At 39.8% G+C, this 20,559-nt stretch carries 16 protein-coding genes; 8 read left to right on the plus strand and 8 right to left on the minus strand.

The genetic code is table 11. The features are described 5' to 3' along the window. Window positions 1–7 precede the first annotated feature (7 nt). From AAH582_RS18530 to AAH582_RS18555, 6 genes are all read right to left on the minus strand, one after another. On the minus strand, window positions 8–2,812 hold the full coding sequence (locus tag AAH582_RS18530; protein WP_343319511.1) for a TonB-dependent receptor: 2,805 nt from the start codon (window positions 2,810–2,812) through the stop codon (window positions 8–10). A gap of 247 nt (window positions 2,813–3,059) precedes the next feature. Next, window positions 3,060–4,232 (minus strand): helix-turn-helix domain-containing protein, encoded by a 1,173-nt coding sequence (locus AAH582_RS18535; RefSeq protein ID WP_343319514.1) that lies wholly within the window; start codon window positions 4,230–4,232, stop codon window positions 3,060–3,062. Between the two features lie 103 nt (window positions 4,233–4,335). Then, complete coding sequence (locus tag AAH582_RS18540) at window positions 4,336–4,518, minus strand: hypothetical protein (protein ID WP_046675119.1); 183 nt, start codon at window positions 4,516–4,518, stop codon at window positions 4,336–4,338. A 199-nt stretch (window positions 4,519–4,717) separates the two neighbouring features. Continuing rightward, the gene (locus AAH582_RS18545) at window positions 4,718–6,382 is read right to left on the minus strand and encodes a hypothetical protein (protein WP_046675118.1); all 1,665 of its coding nucleotides are present in this window, start codon (window positions 6,380–6,382) and stop codon (window positions 4,718–4,720) included. A 32-nt stretch (window positions 6,383–6,414) separates the two neighbouring features. Continuing rightward, complete coding sequence (locus AAH582_RS18550; protein WP_262506884.1) at window positions 6,415–6,540, minus strand: hypothetical protein; 126 nt, start codon at window positions 6,538–6,540, stop codon at window positions 6,415–6,417. Window positions 6,541–6,978: 438 nt separating this feature from the next. Beyond that, window positions 6,979–7,821, minus strand: a complete 843-nt coding sequence (locus AAH582_RS18555; protein WP_156167695.1) for a helix-turn-helix transcriptional regulator — start codon at window positions 7,819–7,821, stop codon at window positions 6,979–6,981. Window positions 7,822–8,684: 863 nt separating this feature from the next. Here AAH582_RS18555 and AAH582_RS18560 point away from each other — a divergent pair. The 4 genes from AAH582_RS18560 to AAH582_RS18575 all read left to right on the plus strand — a co-directional run bounded on the left by AAH582_RS18560 (window position 8,685) and on the right by AAH582_RS18575 (window position 11,571). Then, window positions 8,685–9,062 (plus strand): nuclear transport factor 2 family protein, encoded by a 378-nt coding sequence (locus AAH582_RS18560; protein ID WP_343319519.1) that lies wholly within the window; start codon window positions 8,685–8,687, stop codon window positions 9,060–9,062. A 31-nt stretch (window positions 9,063–9,093) separates the two neighbouring features. Further along, window positions 9,094–10,170: a DKNYY domain-containing protein gene (locus AAH582_RS18565; protein WP_343319521.1), complete on the plus strand. Its 1,077-nt coding sequence runs from the start codon at window positions 9,094–9,096 to the stop codon at window positions 10,168–10,170. Window positions 10,171–10,388: 218 nt separating this feature from the next. Beyond that, on the plus strand, window positions 10,389–11,048 hold the full coding sequence (locus tag AAH582_RS18570) for an MFS transporter (protein WP_343319523.1): 660 nt from the start codon (window positions 10,389–10,391) through the stop codon (window positions 11,046–11,048). Beyond that, entirely contained in the window at window positions 11,020–11,571 is a 552-nt protein-coding gene (locus tag AAH582_RS18575; protein ID WP_343322368.1) for an MFS transporter, read from the plus strand. Before AAH582_RS18570 ends, AAH582_RS18575 begins: the two co-directional genes overlap by 29 nt. A 100-nt stretch (window positions 11,572–11,671) precedes the next feature. Here AAH582_RS18575 and AAH582_RS18580 read toward each other — a convergent pair whose 3' ends face one another. Next, window positions 11,672–12,052, minus strand: coding sequence for a YidH family protein (locus AAH582_RS18580; RefSeq protein ID WP_343319525.1), 381 nt, complete (start codon window positions 12,050–12,052; stop codon window positions 11,672–11,674). A gap of 268 nt (window positions 12,053–12,320) precedes the next feature. Between AAH582_RS18580 and AAH582_RS18585 the strand changes: the two genes are divergently transcribed. The 4 genes from AAH582_RS18585 (at window position 12,321) to AAH582_RS18600 (ending at window position 19,356) form a co-directional block, all read left to right on the plus strand. Then, entirely contained in the window at window positions 12,321–13,169 is an 849-nt protein-coding gene (locus AAH582_RS18585) for an NAD-dependent epimerase/dehydratase family protein (protein WP_343319527.1), read from the plus strand. Window positions 13,170–13,293: 124 nt separating this feature from the next. Further along, window positions 13,294–13,689 (plus strand): hypothetical protein, encoded by a 396-nt coding sequence (locus AAH582_RS18590; RefSeq protein ID WP_343319529.1) that lies wholly within the window; start codon window positions 13,294–13,296, stop codon window positions 13,687–13,689. Window positions 13,690–13,861: 172 nt separating this feature from the next. Further along, complete coding sequence (locus AAH582_RS18595; RefSeq protein ID WP_343319531.1) at window positions 13,862–18,205, plus strand: CusA/CzcA family heavy metal efflux RND transporter; 4,344 nt, start codon at window positions 13,862–13,864, stop codon at window positions 18,203–18,205. 2 nt (window positions 18,206–18,207) lie between these two features. Next, on the plus strand, window positions 18,208–19,356 hold the full coding sequence (locus AAH582_RS18600) for an efflux RND transporter periplasmic adaptor subunit (RefSeq protein WP_343319533.1): 1,149 nt from the start codon (window positions 18,208–18,210) through the stop codon (window positions 19,354–19,356). A gap of 89 nt (window positions 19,357–19,445) precedes the next feature. Here the strand turns inward: AAH582_RS18600 and AAH582_RS18605 are convergent, their stop codons facing one another. Next, a complete protein-coding gene (locus AAH582_RS18605; RefSeq protein WP_172462472.1) occupies window positions 19,446–20,543 on the minus strand; it encodes a TlpA disulfide reductase family protein in 1,098 nt (365 codons plus the stop codon). Between the last annotated feature and the right edge of the window lie 16 nt (window positions 20,544–20,559).

Here is a 20,559-nt window from a genome sequence, read left to right on the forward strand (position 1 = left end):
TGTCATTTTAAAAAAGTTTTGCACTGATACCAATTTGACCACGGACAGAATACCATTCAGCCTGCTCAGCACGATCGTATACACCATGGTAATAGCGTACCGGGACACCAGTAATATTGTTTAACTCGGCAAATAGCCTAAACTTGGCGTTAATAGCGTAAGAAGAAGAAAAGTCTACTGAAAAATTACTCGAATACCATCGGTAATGTTCTGGTCCGGCGATTTGACGTATTGCATCAAGATATTTCCCCTTATAATTCCCGGCAATACGAGCCATAAATTTGCTGTTTTCATAGATTAGAGAAATGTTGAAAAGATGTTTGGCCTGTTTAGGAATCGTACTCTTATCTTCCATTAATTTTCCATTGTCGAAGCGCGGAACTGTAGCTTTTGAATCTGTAAACGTATAATTCGCATCGATTCCAAATCCTTTCCATATTCCGGGCAATTCGGTAAACCTCTTTGATATGCCGGCTTCGAAGCCTGCGAGCCACGCATTTTTGAGGTTATCCGGTTCATTGACATTGAACATGATACCATTGATATTTTGCGTAGACTGATTGGAATAAATCAGGTTAGAAAGCTTTTTATAAAAAGCGCCTGCTGAAACCATGCCTATTCCACCGAAATAATGTTCGACCATTAGATCAAAGTTGCTGGCAAAAGTGGGTTTCAAATTAGGATTTCCGCGTGTGATCACACGATTGATATCATCCTGGACCGTACCTGGATTGAGATTTCCAAAATCAGGGCGCGCAAAACTTCGTGTGAATGCAAGTCTAATAATATCGTTTTTTGTTGCATTGATCTTTACATGTACCATAGGCAGAAAGGCATTGTAGCTATTGTCCTGATTGATAGCTTCAACATGCGTAGATTTATCGGCAAGCGTTGATACTTTGTTACCCGAAAAAGTGACTTTGTTATATTCGTTTCGTAAACCAGCAATAAGGGTAAACTGCTCAGTCAGTTTGTACTCCGCGGAGCCATAAATAGCGTAGACATTTTCCCTTCCGCTGTAATAGTTGGCCGCTCCGGAGGCATTTGTAGCGGAATCGACTCGGAAGGGGTACAACTTGTTATCTGCAATTCCTGCTGGTGAAGCAAGCTGCTTTACGGATTCCATGGAAATCTGGTCAATGAGTACATTGTTATAAGGTGATCCTATTTCCGTCAAAAAACCGCCACGATACGGATAGGATTCAGTCCCTAAACGAGCTAAGCTCGGAGCAGGTCCTGAGACACCGGCCACATAAATACTATACGGATTCTCTACCTTCTTGTCTTTGTGAATAAATTTGCCACCAAATTTAACGGTCAATGAATTGCTCGGTGTATATTTTAAATTGACACCAGCACGTTTGTTGCTCTCCTCGTTTTTACTTCTAATATTGACGACTTGTGTCAACTTCATAGCCTCTGCACTAATTGGAGAGGAAGGTGAAAGATGTGGCAGGATTCGATCAATATTGTCCCCTACTCCGTCGGGTGAATCCATCGCCAAGTATTTCTTTCCATCTGTAGCCATGCCTTCGTAGGACACCTTCTGGGAGAAAGTAGCCATCGGGTAGTAGTCGGGATCCTTAAATTTAAATGAAGATTGATCGACACTAAGTGCCCAGTCCAAGCCCAATTTTTCTGAAAAAACAGACTGCCCGCTCAGCTCTCCGGAATACAGATTGGTATGATAATCTGCCGTCCTTGTTGTAATCGTTGCTGTCTTAGTATTAAAATAGAAATAGTTTTCCCGCACACGCTGAGCATCTAGATATTCACTATATAAGCCCTTGACCATAATTTTGTGTTTCTCGTTGAAGGCATATTCCAGCCCTCCATTAAACCCAACAGTACGCCTATGGGCAATATAATCGCGCAGTTGAAGATCTGTAATGGAAAAAGCTTGGTGCTTATCCCTGTTTCCAAAATCATAGTTTAGATTGTATCGATCTTGGGCAGCTGTTCGGTCCCAGATTACTGCAGAAAGAATGTACCCTAATTTACCTTTGGCAATACGATCTCCAAAAAGGACAGAACCATTGTATGAACCTCGTTGAGATTGCCCATTATATCCACTAGCGGCATTGATGTTGAGTGTACGTTTAAGAGGGGCCGCTTTGGTAATAAAATTGATGGATCCACCAATAGCATCTCCTTCCATATCGGGAGTAATAGCTTTTGACAATTGTACATATTGAATCATTTCCGATGGGAAAATATCCATCTGAATTCTCCTATCAGCATAATCAAGACTAGCTGAAGGAAGTCTATTTCCATTTAACAACGAAGCGCTCCACTGGGTTGGTGTACCCCGTACGGAAACATAGCGTCCTTCTCCTTGATCCCGCTCAATGGAGACCCCTTGAATACGTTGTACAGCTTCGGCGGCATTTCGATCGGGCAATTTACCAATGGCATCTGCCGCCAACACTTCCATAATGGCATTTGCCCCTTTCTTGATGTTCAATGCTTTGACTTGAGAACCCGCAGAAGAACCAACAACAACAACTTCACCGAGACTATTATTGGAAGGCACCAATTTAATATTCCCTAAATGGATCCCTTCTTGGGAAACTACTGTATCAAGTGTGAACACCTGATAGCCCGTGTAGAAAATAGAAAGCCTAATATGTCCCTCTTCTTTTAAAATCAATGTAAATTTACCATCTAAATTGGTTTGTGCCGCCAGCGTTCCAACTTGTACTGTTGCTCCGGGCAATACTTCATCAATAGTTGAAGTAACAGTTCCCGTAATTTGTTGTGCCTGTATAAAAAAAGGCATCAACACAATCAAAAAGAGTAACGTCCTTTTCATATCATGTAATCAATTTTTGTTATTTGATACGAAATTGATGTTTCATAAACTACAGATCGTCTTCCTCGATAAAGAAGTACCTATCGCTTACGACAAACAACACAACAAACTGTATATATGTTATTTACAAAAATTAATTTTGTATTAAGCTTAGGTTATCGATAAATTGGCACCGGGTTAACGACGTAGAAATACGCCTTTTCCATAGAGAAAAGTAAACGTAACTCGGAAATGCTGCAGTAAGCCATTAGGCCTTGAGTAGATTGAAATGCGCTGCGTCCTTGAGATAGGCCGATGGGGTGCAACCCTGGACTCTTTTAAAATATTGATTAAATGAAGATTTGGAATGGAAGCCGGCCTGAAATGCTAACGAGAGAATATGAATACTTTCGCCTTTCTTTCTGCACTTATCCATCAGCATCACCACCTCCTTAATCCTATATTCATTGATATACTGATAAAAAGACTTTTCTTTGTATTGATTTAAGGTTTCTGAAAGGTGATGGCGCGATACATCCGCTTTTGCCGCTAGACTTTCCAATGTCAGATCGGGATCCAAAAAAACTTTATGATTGGACATCAAATACTCTACCTTAGCCAAAATACCTGCATAGTCCAAGCTGCTATTCTTTTCATTTTCCTCCACAGGTAAAGAGCGCTGTTTTTTACTTTCGACACCGATCGGTTCTTTCTCATTATTGACAGATAGCTGTTCCTTGGCTTCCTCCAGCTGATAAACATGGACATAGAGGAAAGAGCTTATTTTTACATAAATAATCGAGATACAGATAATCGACAATATCAAATAGATAACGACGCGAAGCCACAAATGGATAAAAGAAAAATAAGGGGTTACATCAAACAGCTGAGTCCAGATCGTGATGATAAGAAATGCAAGACCTATTAGTAAGAGTAAAAATGCAGCCAACCTAACCATCCCTTTTTCCAATTTCCAGAACACCGATATCGACTTTATCTGAGCCAAAATCTTTAAAGGGTAAGCAATATATAATATCGTATATGCATAACCTGAAGTCGAATTGTATTTTCTTATAAATGGCGGTAGCTCCCCAGCATTCTTAATTACATAAGCAGCAATCCAAAAATAACCGATTGAAGCACCTATAGACGGAAGCATAGCAAGGAGAACATCAATGGGTTTCCCGCGATGTCCAAGATAGCGCACATAACACCATAGTAACCCTGGATAAGCTAAAGCAATAAATGTATTAAACTGTTGGTGGATTTTTGAATGGGGCCAAAAAACATTCAGAGCAAAACTGATTGCCAAATGCAAAAATATGGAGGCTAATAAGTAAGAAAGAATATTATCATGCTGTCCATTATTTTTTCTATTCTTTAATAAAACACCCAATGCCAATAATGCCTGGGTGGCCCCTACAATAATAATATAATTCACGTCCTTAATCTGACTAAGCTGTTTCGCGAAGTTAAGAATCAGGTATTATCAAATTGTTAAATATGCTATCCGCTACCTATTCAATATTTGACATAACAAAGTATTAAGTAAGTTTATTACTATCGCGCAAATATTTTCTTAGCCAGATAATGACTGTCCTCCTATCCTGTACATTATATTTTTCCATGGCTTCTTCAAGCCACAACTCGCCATTAACAATTGCATTGATGACGTCCGTCTTCACTTCTTTTGTAAATCGAGGTCTAGCTTTATTATTTTCATTCATTAAACTGGTTTTTATAACTGGCTATTCATTACGCTCATATCGCGTACACAATCGGGCTTTTTTAATTAAAGATAGGGGAACATAACAGGTCACTATGATTGTAAAAAGCAACCTGTTAAACAGGTCGCTTTTATCGCTATTTAAACGAAAATCCAAAATTCTAATTAAATAGCTCATTAATCATCATAAGAACGCGATGTTAATTCCTTACACAACGCACATTTTTCATCTGTGTCTCAATCAAATCTATACCAATGACAGATATGTTGAGTAGATTTGCTGTCAGATCTGCACTATTATTCCCGAAGATTCCTTTTTCACCGTGGTAATACCAGGCACCCAACCCAAGTAGTCCTCCAATTTTAATACCCGAGGAACCGGTCCAGATTTCTGCGCGTGTTCCAAAATTGCCCAGATTGATCTGTACAAGACCATTCACCACAGCGAAAGAGGTACTACCTCCATTGAAGTTAAAGTGAAGTTTGTTATTTGGATATGGTGCAGCTGTTCCACTTGCGTTATATTCAAAATAACCTCTACCGTTACTTGTCCCGTATGTAGGACTCTGACCACCAATTCCCAAAAAGCCGGTCAGCTTCCGAAAATCGCTTTCACTGGCTTGGCGCCACACACCTTTTGGGTAAACTTCGTTACAAGGATCACTATTGACCCCGAATCGATCTGGCACTAGCCCTTTGAATGAAAAGTAGGTATTTCTGGCATTTGAATGCGCATAGGTATGGTGAAAACGATAGGGATTATGTCCTGCCTGATAATAAATATTCTGTCTCGCCCATCTTACCCCGTCGACAGTTAAAGGTGATTCTAACAAATTGACCAATAAACGATGGCTGTTTCCTAATACTGGTGTAATATTGAACGCAAAATTCGCTGGAGTCGATGAGAATTGGCGCGTTGAATTATCATCTATTTTCAAAGCCAAGTTTGAAACATTTACTTTTATCCCACCAGACACCGCTGCCGGGTCCGCAGTATACACATAAGCGATTTTTGCATCTTGGTAAGCCGGGTCAATATCCGCAAAACTTGAAAAGGCTATTTCTTGATCGGCAGAAATTAAGTTTGAAAGTGTACCGTTAACAACATCGATTGTGGCAGTTTTTATTCCTGCGATCTCTACCTTAGCCCCCGTCATATTAGCGAACATCCCCATCGAATTTAGTTCTACCCCCAAGCGGGCAAATTTATGTTTAAATAGAATGTTGATCGGAACATTCACATTTGCACTCCCCGTGGGTACAGCAACCTCACCCATTGCATACAACACATCTTTTCCCGCTGGAAGCGCAATGGTTGTATTGCCCGTATTTATGTTAGGGATATCTTCACCATTATTGTAAGATAAAGCTACCCATTTATAGGTTTGGCCTTGCGTTACATCAATTGCTCCTTGGCTACCTGTTGTAAATTGGGTAGATGATATCAATTGGCTGCCGTCTTGTGAAAACAAGAATAAACGATAAGTAATGCCATTGTCCATCGCGGCGGCACGTGCCCCTTGTGCAGATGCTGCTGCGGCCTTGGTTGTAAACTGGGCCGCCTTAAATGGAATATTATTATCTACTTCAATCAATGCGTCAAATTCTGGAAACTCCAACAGTTTTGGACCATTCAAATTGGTCGAATTTGTACTGGCTTTACCTTTGATAGATGCTGTCTGCTGTGTCTCATCTATGCCCGATACTTTGAGAACCAGCTTCGTACCATCCAGTTTTGTCCCTTCCTCAGTCTGATCAATACGACCGTCTTCCTTAGAACATCCAAAGAATGTAACTGTACTTCCCAACAATAAGGCAATAGATGTAACGCTCCAACTTAAACGCTTTAAACGTGATATTTTCATAAAATTGTTAATTTAAATAAATAGATGTTAGTTTATAAATCACCGTTTCCTTCGCCTCCAGAACCATTTCCCCAATCGCCAACACCAGGATTTGGAGTTCCCGTACCGCCCGAACCGGCAGCAATCCCTTGTTCCAGCTCAATTGTTTGCACCTCCATAGTAGGTGCTTCGTAGATTTTCTTTTCTTTTTTCATTTTTTTTTAAAATTTGGTTTAATTAAGTCGATACTTAATTGAGTTAAGCCTAAAAATGACCTAAACAACATTACCAACAACATTTACGCAAACTTACACACGGAAGAAGAAAATTATTTAAAAACAAAGATTACATTTTGACCACAAATGTGACTACAATTTGACCACACAAGACACAACAACCTAATAATCAACCAAGTAAAACAGAAGAATACGGTATAATGCGATACAAACGTAGTCCACCTCAGAATATAACAAACTATAAAACAAATAGATAAAAACGTAAAGAAAAATACAAAACATAAAATCAAACAAATTAACCCAAATAAACAACCTATCGGCTTCAGCGGAAAGCAATAAAAAATGTGCCCTAAAAAATAAATCACAGCTTATCATCTCGGTCTAAACTAGACTTTGCAAATAGGCTTCGAGATCCACCTGTTTTTCTAATTTCAGCTTTTGTTTTATTCGATACTTCGTCACACGAACACTTTTGGGTTCAATATGAAATGCAGTCGCAATATCAAGTGTACTGTGCTGCAGGTACATGTATGCGCAATGCTTTAATTCGAGTGCAGTGATCTTGTTTTCAGACAGCATTCTTAGCTTTAGAAAAAAATCAGGGTTGATGGTTTGAAATTCGCGAATAGGTTGTCCCGTTACTTCATCAAATCGCAGTTCATCTTTTATCATCCGTTCAAATACACCAGCATGTTCATTGCCCTCAGTTTCTACGAGTACGACCTTCAAATGATCAAGGAGTTTATTTTTGCGTTCGATCTGCAATGCATCAAAAAGAGCAGCCTTTTGCATCTGTTCATTTTGTGATTGTAGTACTTGTATTTGAGAAAGCAATTTCATCCGATCGTCTTTTTGATAGTCAAGCTCAGCATTTAGTCGGTTTTCTAAATCATCATTCCGTATTCTTAGTTTTATACATTCATCTGTCTGAGCTTTATATTTTATTCTGAAGAAGAAACTTAACGTAAGAATCATAAGAAATAGGATGACACTCATGCTTCCCCAAAATATACTATGATATTGTCGATGTTTAAGATCTCTTTCAATTGTGTTCAACACTTCAACAATTTCAGTTCCCTGTCCATTTTGACTTAATTGAATATCCTTGGCGCCACTTCCTAACAATCCTTTCGTTCTCCATTGGTAGGTCACATGCAATAACGGCGTAACATATCCTTTACTTAAATATGTCTTTTCCAACGAATAAAAGAGCTTTTTTTTCATCTTTATGGCATATACTGGAATATATCCTGACCTTGTAATATCTCTAGAAATTTTTTGATTAAAAAATAAACCCTTTACCATGATAAGACCTTTAATTATTAGTTTCTTGATTTCAAATAAGATTCATATAACAGCTTTTGATCAATGTAAACGACCGATAAGTGGTGTACAACAACTAATTGAGCATCTGTATCTTGTTACTTTTCGGCAGGAACCTTTCATTGGCAGTTGATTTATGGCTGAAATCTTTCTCAAACAAATAAGCCAAAAATTCAAAACTTAATCAAGGGTTAAAAGGCTTCAATTTGACCACAAAAACACACTAGAATGACAACAAATCGACTACAACATGCTACAAATTCGTAACTCAAAATATAAAACAATCCATTGTAACGTAACACACGCGCTGTAAAAGAACATCATAAATTAAAATATTTTCGACCCTACCTTCAATAAAACTCTCCCATTATCCAAAAATTTCGAAGACAGAAATAATGCCATAACCAATCACCCATGTAGCTAAACAGCTACAACTATATCCCCTGAAAATTATATTACTGCAACCGACACGAGAAGCATGAACCAGTAACCTTTTTTTTTTTGCCGCTTTTCTCCGTATAGTACTAACAGCGTGCAGACTATGAAAATATCTGGCTAAAAAGCTACCTACACCAAATAAATAAGGAGCTAAAAGAAGGTGTAATTAATTATCTCAAATTGTCATAAGGAACTTAAACAGTTACTGTTCTCGTGGAACATAGCGCGCAAAAAAGAAATTGTCAAATGGCGAAAGCTCAACAATGATTTAGTATTTTTAAAATAATAAACACTTAAAACAAAGATGGTAATCATCAGATTTAACTATGGACAAAATAACAAAAGAAGACATTGTCGAAGCTGAGAATCAGCTTTTTGCGGCTCAGCTAGCAAGTGATGTAGATGCTCTTGACCTCCTTCTGTACGATAGCCTGTTAGCAATTGCGCCAGATGGCCAAATGCTAACAAAAGAAATGGATCTAAATGCGCATAGGTCAAAGGCAATGATTATTGAACAAGCCACAACAGAAATCGATGCGATCAAGCTCGTGGGAGATACCGCACTTTCAGTCGTTACGATGACGGCCAAAGGTCAGGTTATGGGGGCACCACTCGAAGGAAAATTCCGGTATTTTAGAACCTGGAAACGCATTGACAACTCATTAAAGGTTATTGGGGCAAGTTTTATGCAATTACCCTCATAAATAATTGGTAATAACTAATTAAAAAAAGAATATGTTAGCACATATCTGCATTACAAAAATTAAAAAACGTGCTTTTTTTGTAGCTTGTATTTTTTCTTGTTTTCTTATCTCTTGTCGAAATATTGGCCAACCCGTCAATAAACAAAAATCGGGTTCCTATTTTATTGATTCGAAAGGGCAGATCGCTTATTGTCAGAATGGAAATTGGTTTAGCTTGGGTATTTCACAAATGCAGGCTGACGCCAAATCGTTTGAAGTCCTGTCAGAAGATATCGCCAAAGATAAAAATGCGGTCTATTTTCGTGGGATGCCCCAAAAACTTGTGGACAAAAGTTCCTTTTATGTTGACCAGCAGATTCCAAAAGATCGTTTTCACGTTTATTATATTGATCAGGTACTGGGCTTCCATATTATCGAAGGCGCAGATCCGAAGACATATGAAGCGGTTGCGGGTCATATAAACTGGGCACGCGACAAGGATCATTACTTCTATTCGAATGATCCCATAAAAGTCGACAGGAACACCTTTTCGTTCATCAACGATTACTTTCTAAAGGATAAAGACTCCGTATATATTTCACCTAATATCGGTACTTTTAAGGCAATTTTAGCCAATACCGGAAACGTTGAAGCGATTAACAAATATTACATAAAAATTTATGACACGATTTATTATCCGCCATTTCAACAGGGGTTAGCTGTTGTAAAGAGGCCATTTAACACCATTCACAAAATTCGTGTGCTTGATCAGGACCATATCAATATCGACAATAAAACTATCCTATTCAGAGGAAAAGATTTTAAATATGCGCATGTTGATGCCCCCTCTTTTAAATTATATCCTATTGATGAAGAAATTGACTCTTACGGAAGCAACTCCTATTCAAAAGACAAAAGTCACGTGTTCTATAATGAGGAAATAATCCCAGGTGCCGATGTAAAAACATTTATACCCTTGGGCAATGATTTTGGAAAAGACACAAAAAATGTGTTTTATAAAAAACAGTTGCTTGAAGAAGTAGATGCAAGAAGCTTTAAGAAGGAAGGCGATTTTTATAAGGACAAACTTGGCAATAAGTTTAGTAGCCTTACAGGAAATAAGGTATAAAATCCATCATGGAAGCAATTAGTCAGACTTTAAGCGCTATACATCAAACAACATTCTCTTCCTTCCTTGGGTTCGCCACAAGCCGACCAATATAACAATTTCTTTTTCCATTACTTACAAATTTGTTAGTAACACACAAATAGCTGCTTGACACCCAGAAGCAAGTATTTGCCTTTACATTTGCTCGTATAATTAATCATACACAACAGTTTTTATTTATGAAAAAATACGCATATATAGGCGCTTTGGGTTTTCTCGCAGTAATCACAACAGAATTTGGCATTATTGGCATCTTACCGCAACTAGCCGATCATTATCATATCAGTATCGATAAAGCAGGTTATTTATTGAGTGCTTTTGCTTTGATCATTGCGATAACTGGGCCATTTATGACATTACTCGCTTCGGGATTCGACCGCAAGAAAGTCATGTTAACTGCCATCGCTATTTTCTTAGTCACAGCGATTGTCTCTTCATTATCCCCTCCTTTTTGGTTACTGCTTATTGTAAGAATTCTTCCGGCCTTTCTCCAACCTGTCTATATTGCAACAGCATTGTCTGTCGCCATTTTAAAAGGGGGGAAACAAAATGAAAATGAGCTTATGAGTATTGTTTTCAGTGGTGTTGCGATAGCCATGGTAACAACCGTCCCCTTCGCCACCTACATTGCCAGTCTCTCTTCCTGGACATATTCTTTCACAATACAGGCAGTTGTCAGTATAATCGCGCTATTGGCGATCTATCTTACCATTCCTCCGTTGCCCGTGAAAGAAAAAAAAAACCTATGGAAGTCAAATGAAAATATTAACCAAGCCCATCTTTTTGGTCAGCACCGCCATGAATTTCTTTATGGTATCAGCTTGGTTTTCTACCTATAGTTACTTCGCCGAGTATTTAAACAAAGCAAAGAATATGGACAGTACCATGGTTAGTTATATGTTATTTGTATTTGGTATTATCGGAGTCATTGCTAACTGGGTTGCAGGGAAAATGCTCAACCGAAATATTACGTTTACCACGGCCTTTTTCTTATCGGGTACACTTATTATCCCCTTACTACTGTATTTTTCCGATGGCAATCTATTCGCCACGGTCTGTACGATTGCCTTGTGGGGATTTCTTTATTCTCCTAGCTTCTTAAACGCATCTACCTATATGATTTCCTCTGCACCCGAGGCGCTAGAATTTGCCAATAGTCTAGCGACTTCATTTGGCAATCTTGGGGTAACCTTGGGAACTACCGTAGGTGGCTGGATTATCGTTTCGAAAGGTGTAGAATTTTCGCCATGGCTTACGATGGGCTTTGGTTTTCTTGCTTTTTTGATGATCGCCCTACGACAGTTTCTAGAAAAACGTAGCGCAATAAAGCAAATAACGGTCGCGCAGTGTACATCGCAATAATATATTTTGCCCGTACCCGTAAATAGCGAATGCACGGTCAATTTAGATCTAGTTAGCGTGAATAATCATTCCAGCGCGAACTAGATCTAACGCTTTCTCCTTAAAGACCATCGATAAGATACCAGCTCAGAATAATACCTATGACAAAAATTAACACAGCCACAATCGAGATGCTATTTGAAGTTTGAGTAAAGTTTTCCGCTTCAATTTGTTTGTTCGTTTTACGATATTTAAAGAAAGCGACAATAACTGTCAATGCACCTATGACTACAATGGAAACGCCAACAGCGCCAGAATGTTCATGCTGTGAGCCTGCAACTACATCTTTTTTTAAAATGAGCTCAATCTGACGAATAAATAATGAAAATTTAACAACCACAAAACCGAATCCCATAATCCCTAGGCTCGTCCGGATCCAAGCAAGGAAAGTTCGTTCATTAGCAAGATGGTCATTTACCTTTTGTGGGGTATTTTTAGTCATTCGAAATAAATTTTGATCAACAAATACGTTAAAAGAATTATAAAATTTATACCTAGCCTTAAGCAACCTGTTATGGCTGTGACTATGCTTTAGCACATATCGTTCACAGGTTAGTCAATTTTTTAAGGTTCAGCAATCATTTTATTTGTTTTTCAATAAAACGCTGCAGAACGTTGAAAAGTTTGATTAATATTTTAATGTTTCATCTTTCAGCTCTTTTTTATTAATGGAATACCAAAACCTGCAAATTTTGCTTTATTTTGTCTATATGCGCATATTGGTAACAGGATCTTCGGGGAAATTGGGAAGTATAACAGTTCGGAATCTCCGTCGGGCAGGGCATAATGTTACAGGAATTGATTTATTAGCAAGTGACACCACCGAACATTTTTTAGATATACAGCAAACTGAGGCAGTGGTTGAATTCGCACGTAATTATGATGCCATTGTTCATACGGCAGCACTGCATGGTAGACATATGGATTTGAATTATAGCCGGCAAAGTTTTATAGATACCAATATAACAGGAACATTAAATCTGTTAAATGCCTGTGTAAAGAACGGAGTAAAACGTTTTCTTTTTACCTCTACAACCTCCATATACGGAAAGGCTCTTGTCGATTCGGAAAAAGCGGTATGGGTAACAGAAGAACTTACAATACAACCCCGTGATATTTATGACATTACTAAACAGGCCTGTGAAGAGCTCTGTAGAGACTTTTTCGAAAAAGAACAGCTCATGACCAGCGTTTATCGAGTTGGCAGATTTCTTCCAGAACCCGATAACCTCATGCTAAACCATCGTTTGTATCGGGGACTGGATCAAAGAGATGGCGCTGAAGCCCTTCGACTCGGTATTGAGACCGACTTCACATCGTTTCAGATTTTTAATATTTCGAGCGGTTCACCTTTTGAAATTGAAGATCTAATTGAACTAAAATTCAATCCATTGAATGTTATTGCTACACGTGTTCCAAAAGCAATTGAAATATACCGACAGAAAGGCTGGAGTTTCCCTGCATCGATAGATAGAGTGTACCGCAGTGATAAAGCAATGCAATTACTTGGATATAAACCGAAGTATACTTTCGAATTTCTTCTCGATCAGCTTCCATAAATCGCTCGCTGGATGTTGTTCGCTGTACCTTTCCAGTTAAAAATGTGGAATCCCGAAAAAAAAAGTCAAAAAACTTTTGGAAGTAATCGACAGTGGATGGTATTTTTTTATAGCTTTGTTTAGGATGAAAAAGCTGCTGGCTATATGCTTCTTGACGATTTACATCGCGTCGGCAACCGAAATTTCACAATTATTGAGATTTCCGTTGTTGATTGAGCATTATTTTGAGCACAAAGTAAAAAATCCAAGCCTCTCTGTCGTCGATTTTCTGAACGTACACTACAATGGGTACCACCTAGAGAATCACCCACATGACGATGACTATGAGAAAGATCAAAAACTTCCCTTTATGATGCATACAACCTCATACAACGCTGTTTTTGTGTGCCCCCAAATTGCTGCTATCAAAATTAAAAATAGATCCTTACCCGAAAAAAATAACAATACCGCTGTTTGGAATGATCAGTTTATAGAGGATACATTCATAACTTCCATTTGGCAGCCGCCCAAATTCTGTTAATACATCATACTTCTTATTATTTCGGTTGAAGACTTCCACCCGACCATAACTTTCACGTCAGTAAAAGTTTAAGTTTTGTCATGTCACAATTCCATCCTTTTTTATCGCTGCGATTCTACGCTTGGCTGAAGTCTTCCGCTATTATTTTACGATTTAACAGAATCTATTTATTATGCTTACGAAAATCATTGAGTTCTCTGTAAAGAACAAACTCATTGTAGCACTACTGATGTTGGCATTAATCGGGATAGGCACATATCAGGTGACCAAACTTCCTATTGATGCTGTACCTGATATTACCAACAATCAGGTGCAGGTCATCACTATTGCCCCTTCTTTTGGTGCAACGGATATTGAACGATTAATCACCTTTCCAATCGAACAGGTCAACAGTAATATTTCTGGATTACAGGAAATCCGGAGTTTTTCGCGATTTGGGCTATCCCTTGTAACCATTGTCTTCGATGACAACATTGATGTCTATTGGGCCCGGCAACAAGTCGCTGAACGTCTGCAACAGGTACAGCAAGAAATTCCTCCAGGCATAGGTTCTCCCCAGCTGGGCCCTATTTCTACAGGTCTTGGAGAAATTTATCAATATGTCGTTCGACCCCAGCCGGGATACGAGCACAAGTATAATGTAACCGAACTGCGTACTATCCAAGATTGGATTGTCAGAAGGCAGCTGCTAGGCGTCAAAGGCGTAGCTGAAGTCAGTAGTTTCGGAGGAAAGCTGAAACAATATGAGATCGCTGTCAGCCCTGACAGACTCAATGCCTATGGGATTACAATCAACGATGTCTTTGACGCACTAAATGCCAATAACCAAAACACCGGCGGCGCATACATTGAGAAAGGACCAACAGTCCTTTATATCCGAAGCGAAGGACTGGTCGGCAACATTGACGACATCCAAAATATTGCGATTGCGGGTAAGCATAACGACCTACCGATTTTCATTCGGGACATTGCTCAAGTACAACCTGGCTATGCAACCCGCTATGGCGCGATGACCTACAACGACAATGGTGAAGTTGCTGGAGCCGTCGTGATGATGCTAAAAGGCGCCAATAGCAGCCAAGTCATTGCAGATGTAAAGGCCAAAGTAGAGGAAATCCGAAAAACATTGCCTAAAGGTGTCCTTATTGAACCTTTTCTTGATCGTACCAAAATGGTCAATAATGCCATCAGTACGGTGCAGACAAATCTCTTGGAAGGAGCATTAATTGTCGTCTTTGTACTAGTACTCTTCCTAGGCAATATACGGGCTGGATTGCTCGTGGCCTCCGTCATTCCCTTAGCCATGCTATTTGCAATCTGCATGATGAACCTCTTTGGAGTGAGTGGTAACCTGATGAGTCTCGGTGCACTCGATTTCGGATTAATCATTGATGGGGCTGTCATTATTGTCGAGTCTGTGATGCATCAGCTTATGCAGCAGCAACGATTCAAAGAATTGCTCAAGGTGCCCGCTTCTGAAATGGATGATATGGTGACAGCATCAGCCGGTCGTATGATGAACAGTGCTGTTTTTGGACAGATCATTATCCTGATCGTTTACCTCCCCATCTTAACATTGGAAGGAATCGAAGGTAAAATGTTCAAACCCATGGCCGAAACAGTTGCATTTGCTTTATTAGGCGCGTTCCTTTTATCGCTCACCTATATACCGATGATGAGTTCAATATTACTTCGTGCGAGAAATAGCAAACCTTCTCTTTCGGATCGGCTGATGAAAAGACTTGAAAAATTTTATGTCCATGTATTACTCAAAGTACTCCGACTTCCAAAGACTATTCTTGCATTGGTTATCTCGCTTTTTATACTTGCCGTAGTTACACTAAGTCACCTCGGCGGGGAATTTATTCCTTCACTTGAAGAAGGAGATTTTGCAGTCGACACGCGGGTTCTTCCGGGCAGTAACCTGACTACGACCATTGAAAGCACTCAAAAGGCTGCCCATATTCTGAAAAGCAGATTTCCTGAGGTCGAAAAAGTAGTCACCAAAATTGGCAGCGGCGAGGTGCCAACCGATCCTATGCCAATGGAAGCATCAGACATGATGGTTATCCTAAAAGACAAAAAAGAATGGACTTCGGCCCATACATTTCCAGAACTTGCTTCAAAAATGAGTATCGCCTTGACGGATGTACCCGGTATTACGGCCGGCTTTCAGTACCCCGTCCAAATGCGGTTCAACGAACTGATGACGGGGGCGCGGCAAGATGTTGTCCTCAAAATATTTGGAGACAACCTCGATTCTCTGGCCTTACATGCACAGCAAATAGGTAAAATCATTGAAACGGTCCAAGGAGCCCAAAATCTTTACGTCGAACCTATTGGCGGACTTCCACAAGTCGTCATAACCTATAACCGTCCAATGATCGCCCAGCATCGACTCTCCATTACTGACGTAAATAGAACCATAAATGCTGCTTTTGCTGGACAGAGTACAGGTCTGGTATTCGAAGGAGAGAAACGCTTTGACATGGTCGTCCGCCTAGCCGCCAAGGACCGAAAGAATATTACCGATATCCGTAACCTTTTAATCCCCACGCCTACGGGCAACCAAATTCCACTTTCCCAATTGGCACGTGTGGCCATTGAGCAAGGGCCAAATCAGATCCAACGTGAAAATGCACAACGCCGGATTGTCGTCGGATTTAATATCAAAGACCGCGACGTACAAAGTATCGTCCATGAACTACAAGCTAAAATTGATAAGGAAATCAAACTTCCAACAGGATACTCCATCAAATATGGCGGTTCTTTTGAAAATCTCAATAATGCCAAACAACGCCTCCTGATTGCTGTCCCTATTGCTTTAGCCTTAATCTTTATACTTCTATTCCTTGCGTTTAAATCTGTTAAAGAAAGTTTATTGATCTATAGTGCCATCCCATTATCGATTATAGGTGGGGTTTTCCTGTTGGCACTAAGGGGAATGCCTTTTAGTATCAGTGCCGGGGTTGGATTTATAGCCTTATTTGGCGTGGCTGTCCTCAATGGTATCGTATTGATCTCCGAATTTAACAGGCTTCAAAAAAGTGGCATCCGCAATATTGTACGCATTGTTGTCGATGGCGGAGAAAATCGTTTGCGCCCCGTTTTGATGACCGCATCGGTTGCCTCACTGGGGTTTATCCCCATGGCACTGAGCAATGGCGCTGGAGCTGAGGTACAACGCCCATTGGCAACTGTTGTCATTGGTGGCCTGCTTATAGCAACGTTATTAACATTATTCGTTCTCCCTTTGCTTTATGTAACTATAGAACGGGGATTTAAACTCAATAAATTAAAAGGACGACATGTTGCACCTCTTTTGATTGCATTTATTTTTTTAACAACAAACAATTCAACAGCACAGACTGTGGTTACTTTGGATCAATCTATTGAACTCGCTCTCCAAAACAACCGTAACATAAAAATTGAAAAACTAAGAGCTGCCTATGCCAAAGCGCTAATAGGGTCATCCACTGCCGATATTCCGCAGATGGATATCAGTTTGGATTATGGCCAGATCAATAGCGCCTATCAGGATACAAAGGTCAGTATCAGTCAACGTTTTGGTTTTCCTGCGGTCTACAAAAGGCAACGGGCCCGCTATACCGAAGAATGGAAAAGAAGTCAACTACAAGTCTCTCTCAAAGAGTTTGAGCTTAAAAAGGCTGTCAGTCTTACCTATTACAACATACTGTATTGGCAACAAAAGGAACAGCTTTTGACTAAAGCACTGTCATTGTATAGCAGCTTTCTCGACAAAACCATTCTACGTCAAAAAGCAGGTGAAAGTGATGCCCTTGAAAGTGTAACCGCGAAGAATCAAAAAGCAGCTATCACGATCCAATTGAGACAGGTACGTGATGAGATAAAGGGACTTCAATTGCAATTCCAGTGGCTGCTAAATACGGAAGAGACCTACACCCTAAGTTCTATGGAAAAGATCGAATTTCGTCAGTTATCAATAGCCGATCATCCTTTGCTCAAGGTATTGGAACAAGAAAAAATAGTCTCGGAACAAGCAACAAGGGTTGAAAAATCTAAATTGCTCCCCGAGTTGCTATTAGGCTATAATCTAAATAGTTTTAAAGGTACCGGTCCAGATAACAGGACCTACGACGCAAGTCCGCGATTCCATTCTGTACAGTTAGGTGTTGCCGTACCGGTATTTTCCAAAGGACAGAGAGCTCGGATCGAGACTGCACGTCTAGCGGAAACCATCGCCAGCGACGAATTGCAAAATGCACAATTTGAGCTTAAAAAAAGAGTACAAGAGCTTTCTCAACGCTATCAGACCAGTCTCGATATTGTCGATCAATATGAAACCGAAGGACTCAAGAATGCTGAAATAGTCTTTGAAACTGTACAGAAAAAATTCTCAAACGGCGCCATAGATTATCTCGAATTTGTCACTTTGGTCAACCAAGCAATCCTACTGAAAAGTAATTATACGGATGCGTTGTGGCAGCTCAATGAAAATGCCATTCTGCTTCATTACATTATGATAAATCGATAAAAATGAAAACGAAAAATCTTTTATCCCACTATATGGTTTATGTGTTGGCTGTACTCTGTATTTCCTGCCATCGAAATATGGAAAGTGCAGCCTCCACGCCACCAGGCCCCAAAGACGAAAACCTGGTTTCGCTAACAGATGCCCAGTTGCGAAATGTGCATTTAGAAATAGTAACGCTTGCGGACGAACCGATAACCAACATCTTAAAAGTCAATGGAAAAATAGATGTTCCGCCTCAAAACTTCGTGTCGGTAAGCATTCCTTTAGGAGGATACTTAAAAAGTACCAAGCTGCTTCCTGGTATGAAGGTTTCAAAAGGAGATGTTATAGCAGTTGTGGAAAATCCACAGTTTGTGCAGCTTCAGCAAGATTATCTCTCGGCCCAATCAAAGTTACATTTTGCCCAGCTTGACTTCAGACGTCAAAAGGAACTCAACCAGAATCAGGCGAGTAGCGATAAAGTAATGCAGCAAGCTCAGGCCGAAATGAACAGTCAACAGATTATAATGAATGCCATTGCAAAACAGCTAGAGCTCATACATATTCAGCCCAGTACAGTTTCTGCTGAAAATATTCGAAAAAGTGCTCCCGTATACAGCACTATAGATGGCTATGTGAGCAAGGTTAATGTCAACATCGGGAAATATGTGAATCCTTCAGATATCCTCTTCGAATTGATCAATCCAACGGATATCCATCTGAACCTCAAAGTCTATGAAAAGGATCTTGAACAGCTTCGCCCTGGACAGCTTCTATTGGCGTACTCCAATGCTAACCCAAGTAAAAAGTACAATGGAAAAATCCATTTGATCGGCAAAGATGTCGATCCCTCCGGCATGACAGATGTGCATTGTCATTTGGACAAATATGATCAGAATATGATACCTGGTGTATACATGAATGCTGAAATACAAACAACGGCTACGTTGGGGCACGCTCTGCCTGAAGAAAGTATCGTAGACTTTGAAGGAAAAAATTATGTATTCATATCGGAAGGAAACAGCAATTATCGCCTGGCGGAAATAGCAGTTGAGGAGCCTCAAAAAGGACTAGTGAAGGTATTGAATTACCGCGATTTTGAAGGGAAGAAAATCGTTAGCAAAAATGCCTACACGCTCTTAATGCAACTAAAGAACACATCAGAAGAATAAAACATACGTCATTGGAGAAAGACCTTTCCTGCATTTAGGAAAGGTCATAACCTCCCCCTCTGCTCCTACTCTATTTTTTATACTGGATCTTAAAGCAAAGGATCGAGAGATTCTTCTATAGTACGTTCTAGGTCCACCCCAGATCCTCCGGTATCTATGATAAAACCATTTCGATCAATGATATAAACCTTTGGTAATCCCTGCACCCGATAGTTAATTGCTGTTTTGCTATTCAGCGCTTGCTGATCGCCCACATTGGTCCAGGATATGCCGTCTTCGACCGCTGCTTTCTTCCAAATCTCCCTATTTGTGTCTAGGTTAAAAGATAGGATCTCTAGACCTCGTTTTTTATATTTAGCATACAACATCGGTAGCTTCTTATTACTTTTTCTACAAGGCACACACCAAGCAGCCCAAAAATCGAGAACAACAATCTTTCCCCGAAAATCAGTCAAATTCACATCATTATTATTAAGGTCTTTGACAATAAAAGCTGGAGCTAGATCCCCTCTTCTAAGTTCCTTTGCTTGGAGAAATTCCTTTAAGAACCGTCCTGTTCTACTTTTTTTCATATTCTGAGGGAACCTATCAAAAGCCAACTGCAAGGAATCTCTTGTCAATGATGTCCTTAAGAAATAGAGTTCCTGCATAAGTGGATAAGACGGTGTTTTATCAAAAATATTGTGGACTCTCAACTGTCTGATGGACCGATAATAATGGTCCGATGCTATTTTCAACTCCACCAGTTGGACCGAATCGGTTTCAATTTCAATTTTTCGGTCAAGCTCAGCTGCTCCTTTCCACATGGGATCCAGTTGTCTATTGATTGGGATGGCATCAGCCTGTGATCTGGAATTCAGCACCGCTATATCCGAAAAATGTAAACTATCGCCTAATATCTTCATGCGAGCCGGTTCAATCCAGATGACTGCCCTCAAATTGGGCTTTGCCGTTAGTACATATAAAGAAGGCTCCTCTAGAGTTCCTTTTATGGCACATTTTCCATCCTTAAGTATGACGTCATAGGACCGACCACCTTCCTGGAAGCTATTCAATTGAAGCTTTGCGCCATTGGAAAGTCCCGAGATATCAAATTGTATTTCGAAAGGCTTTCCTTTTTCTTGCTGAGCCAAGCAAGCTAGCGGTAAGAAAAATAAAAAAGGAAATATCTTTTTTAGTATCATCATATGCATAATTGGTTTA

It is taken from the genome of Sphingobacterium multivorum (assembly GCF_039511225.1).
Classification (GTDB): Bacteria; Bacteroidota; Bacteroidia; order Sphingobacteriales; family Sphingobacteriaceae; genus Sphingobacterium.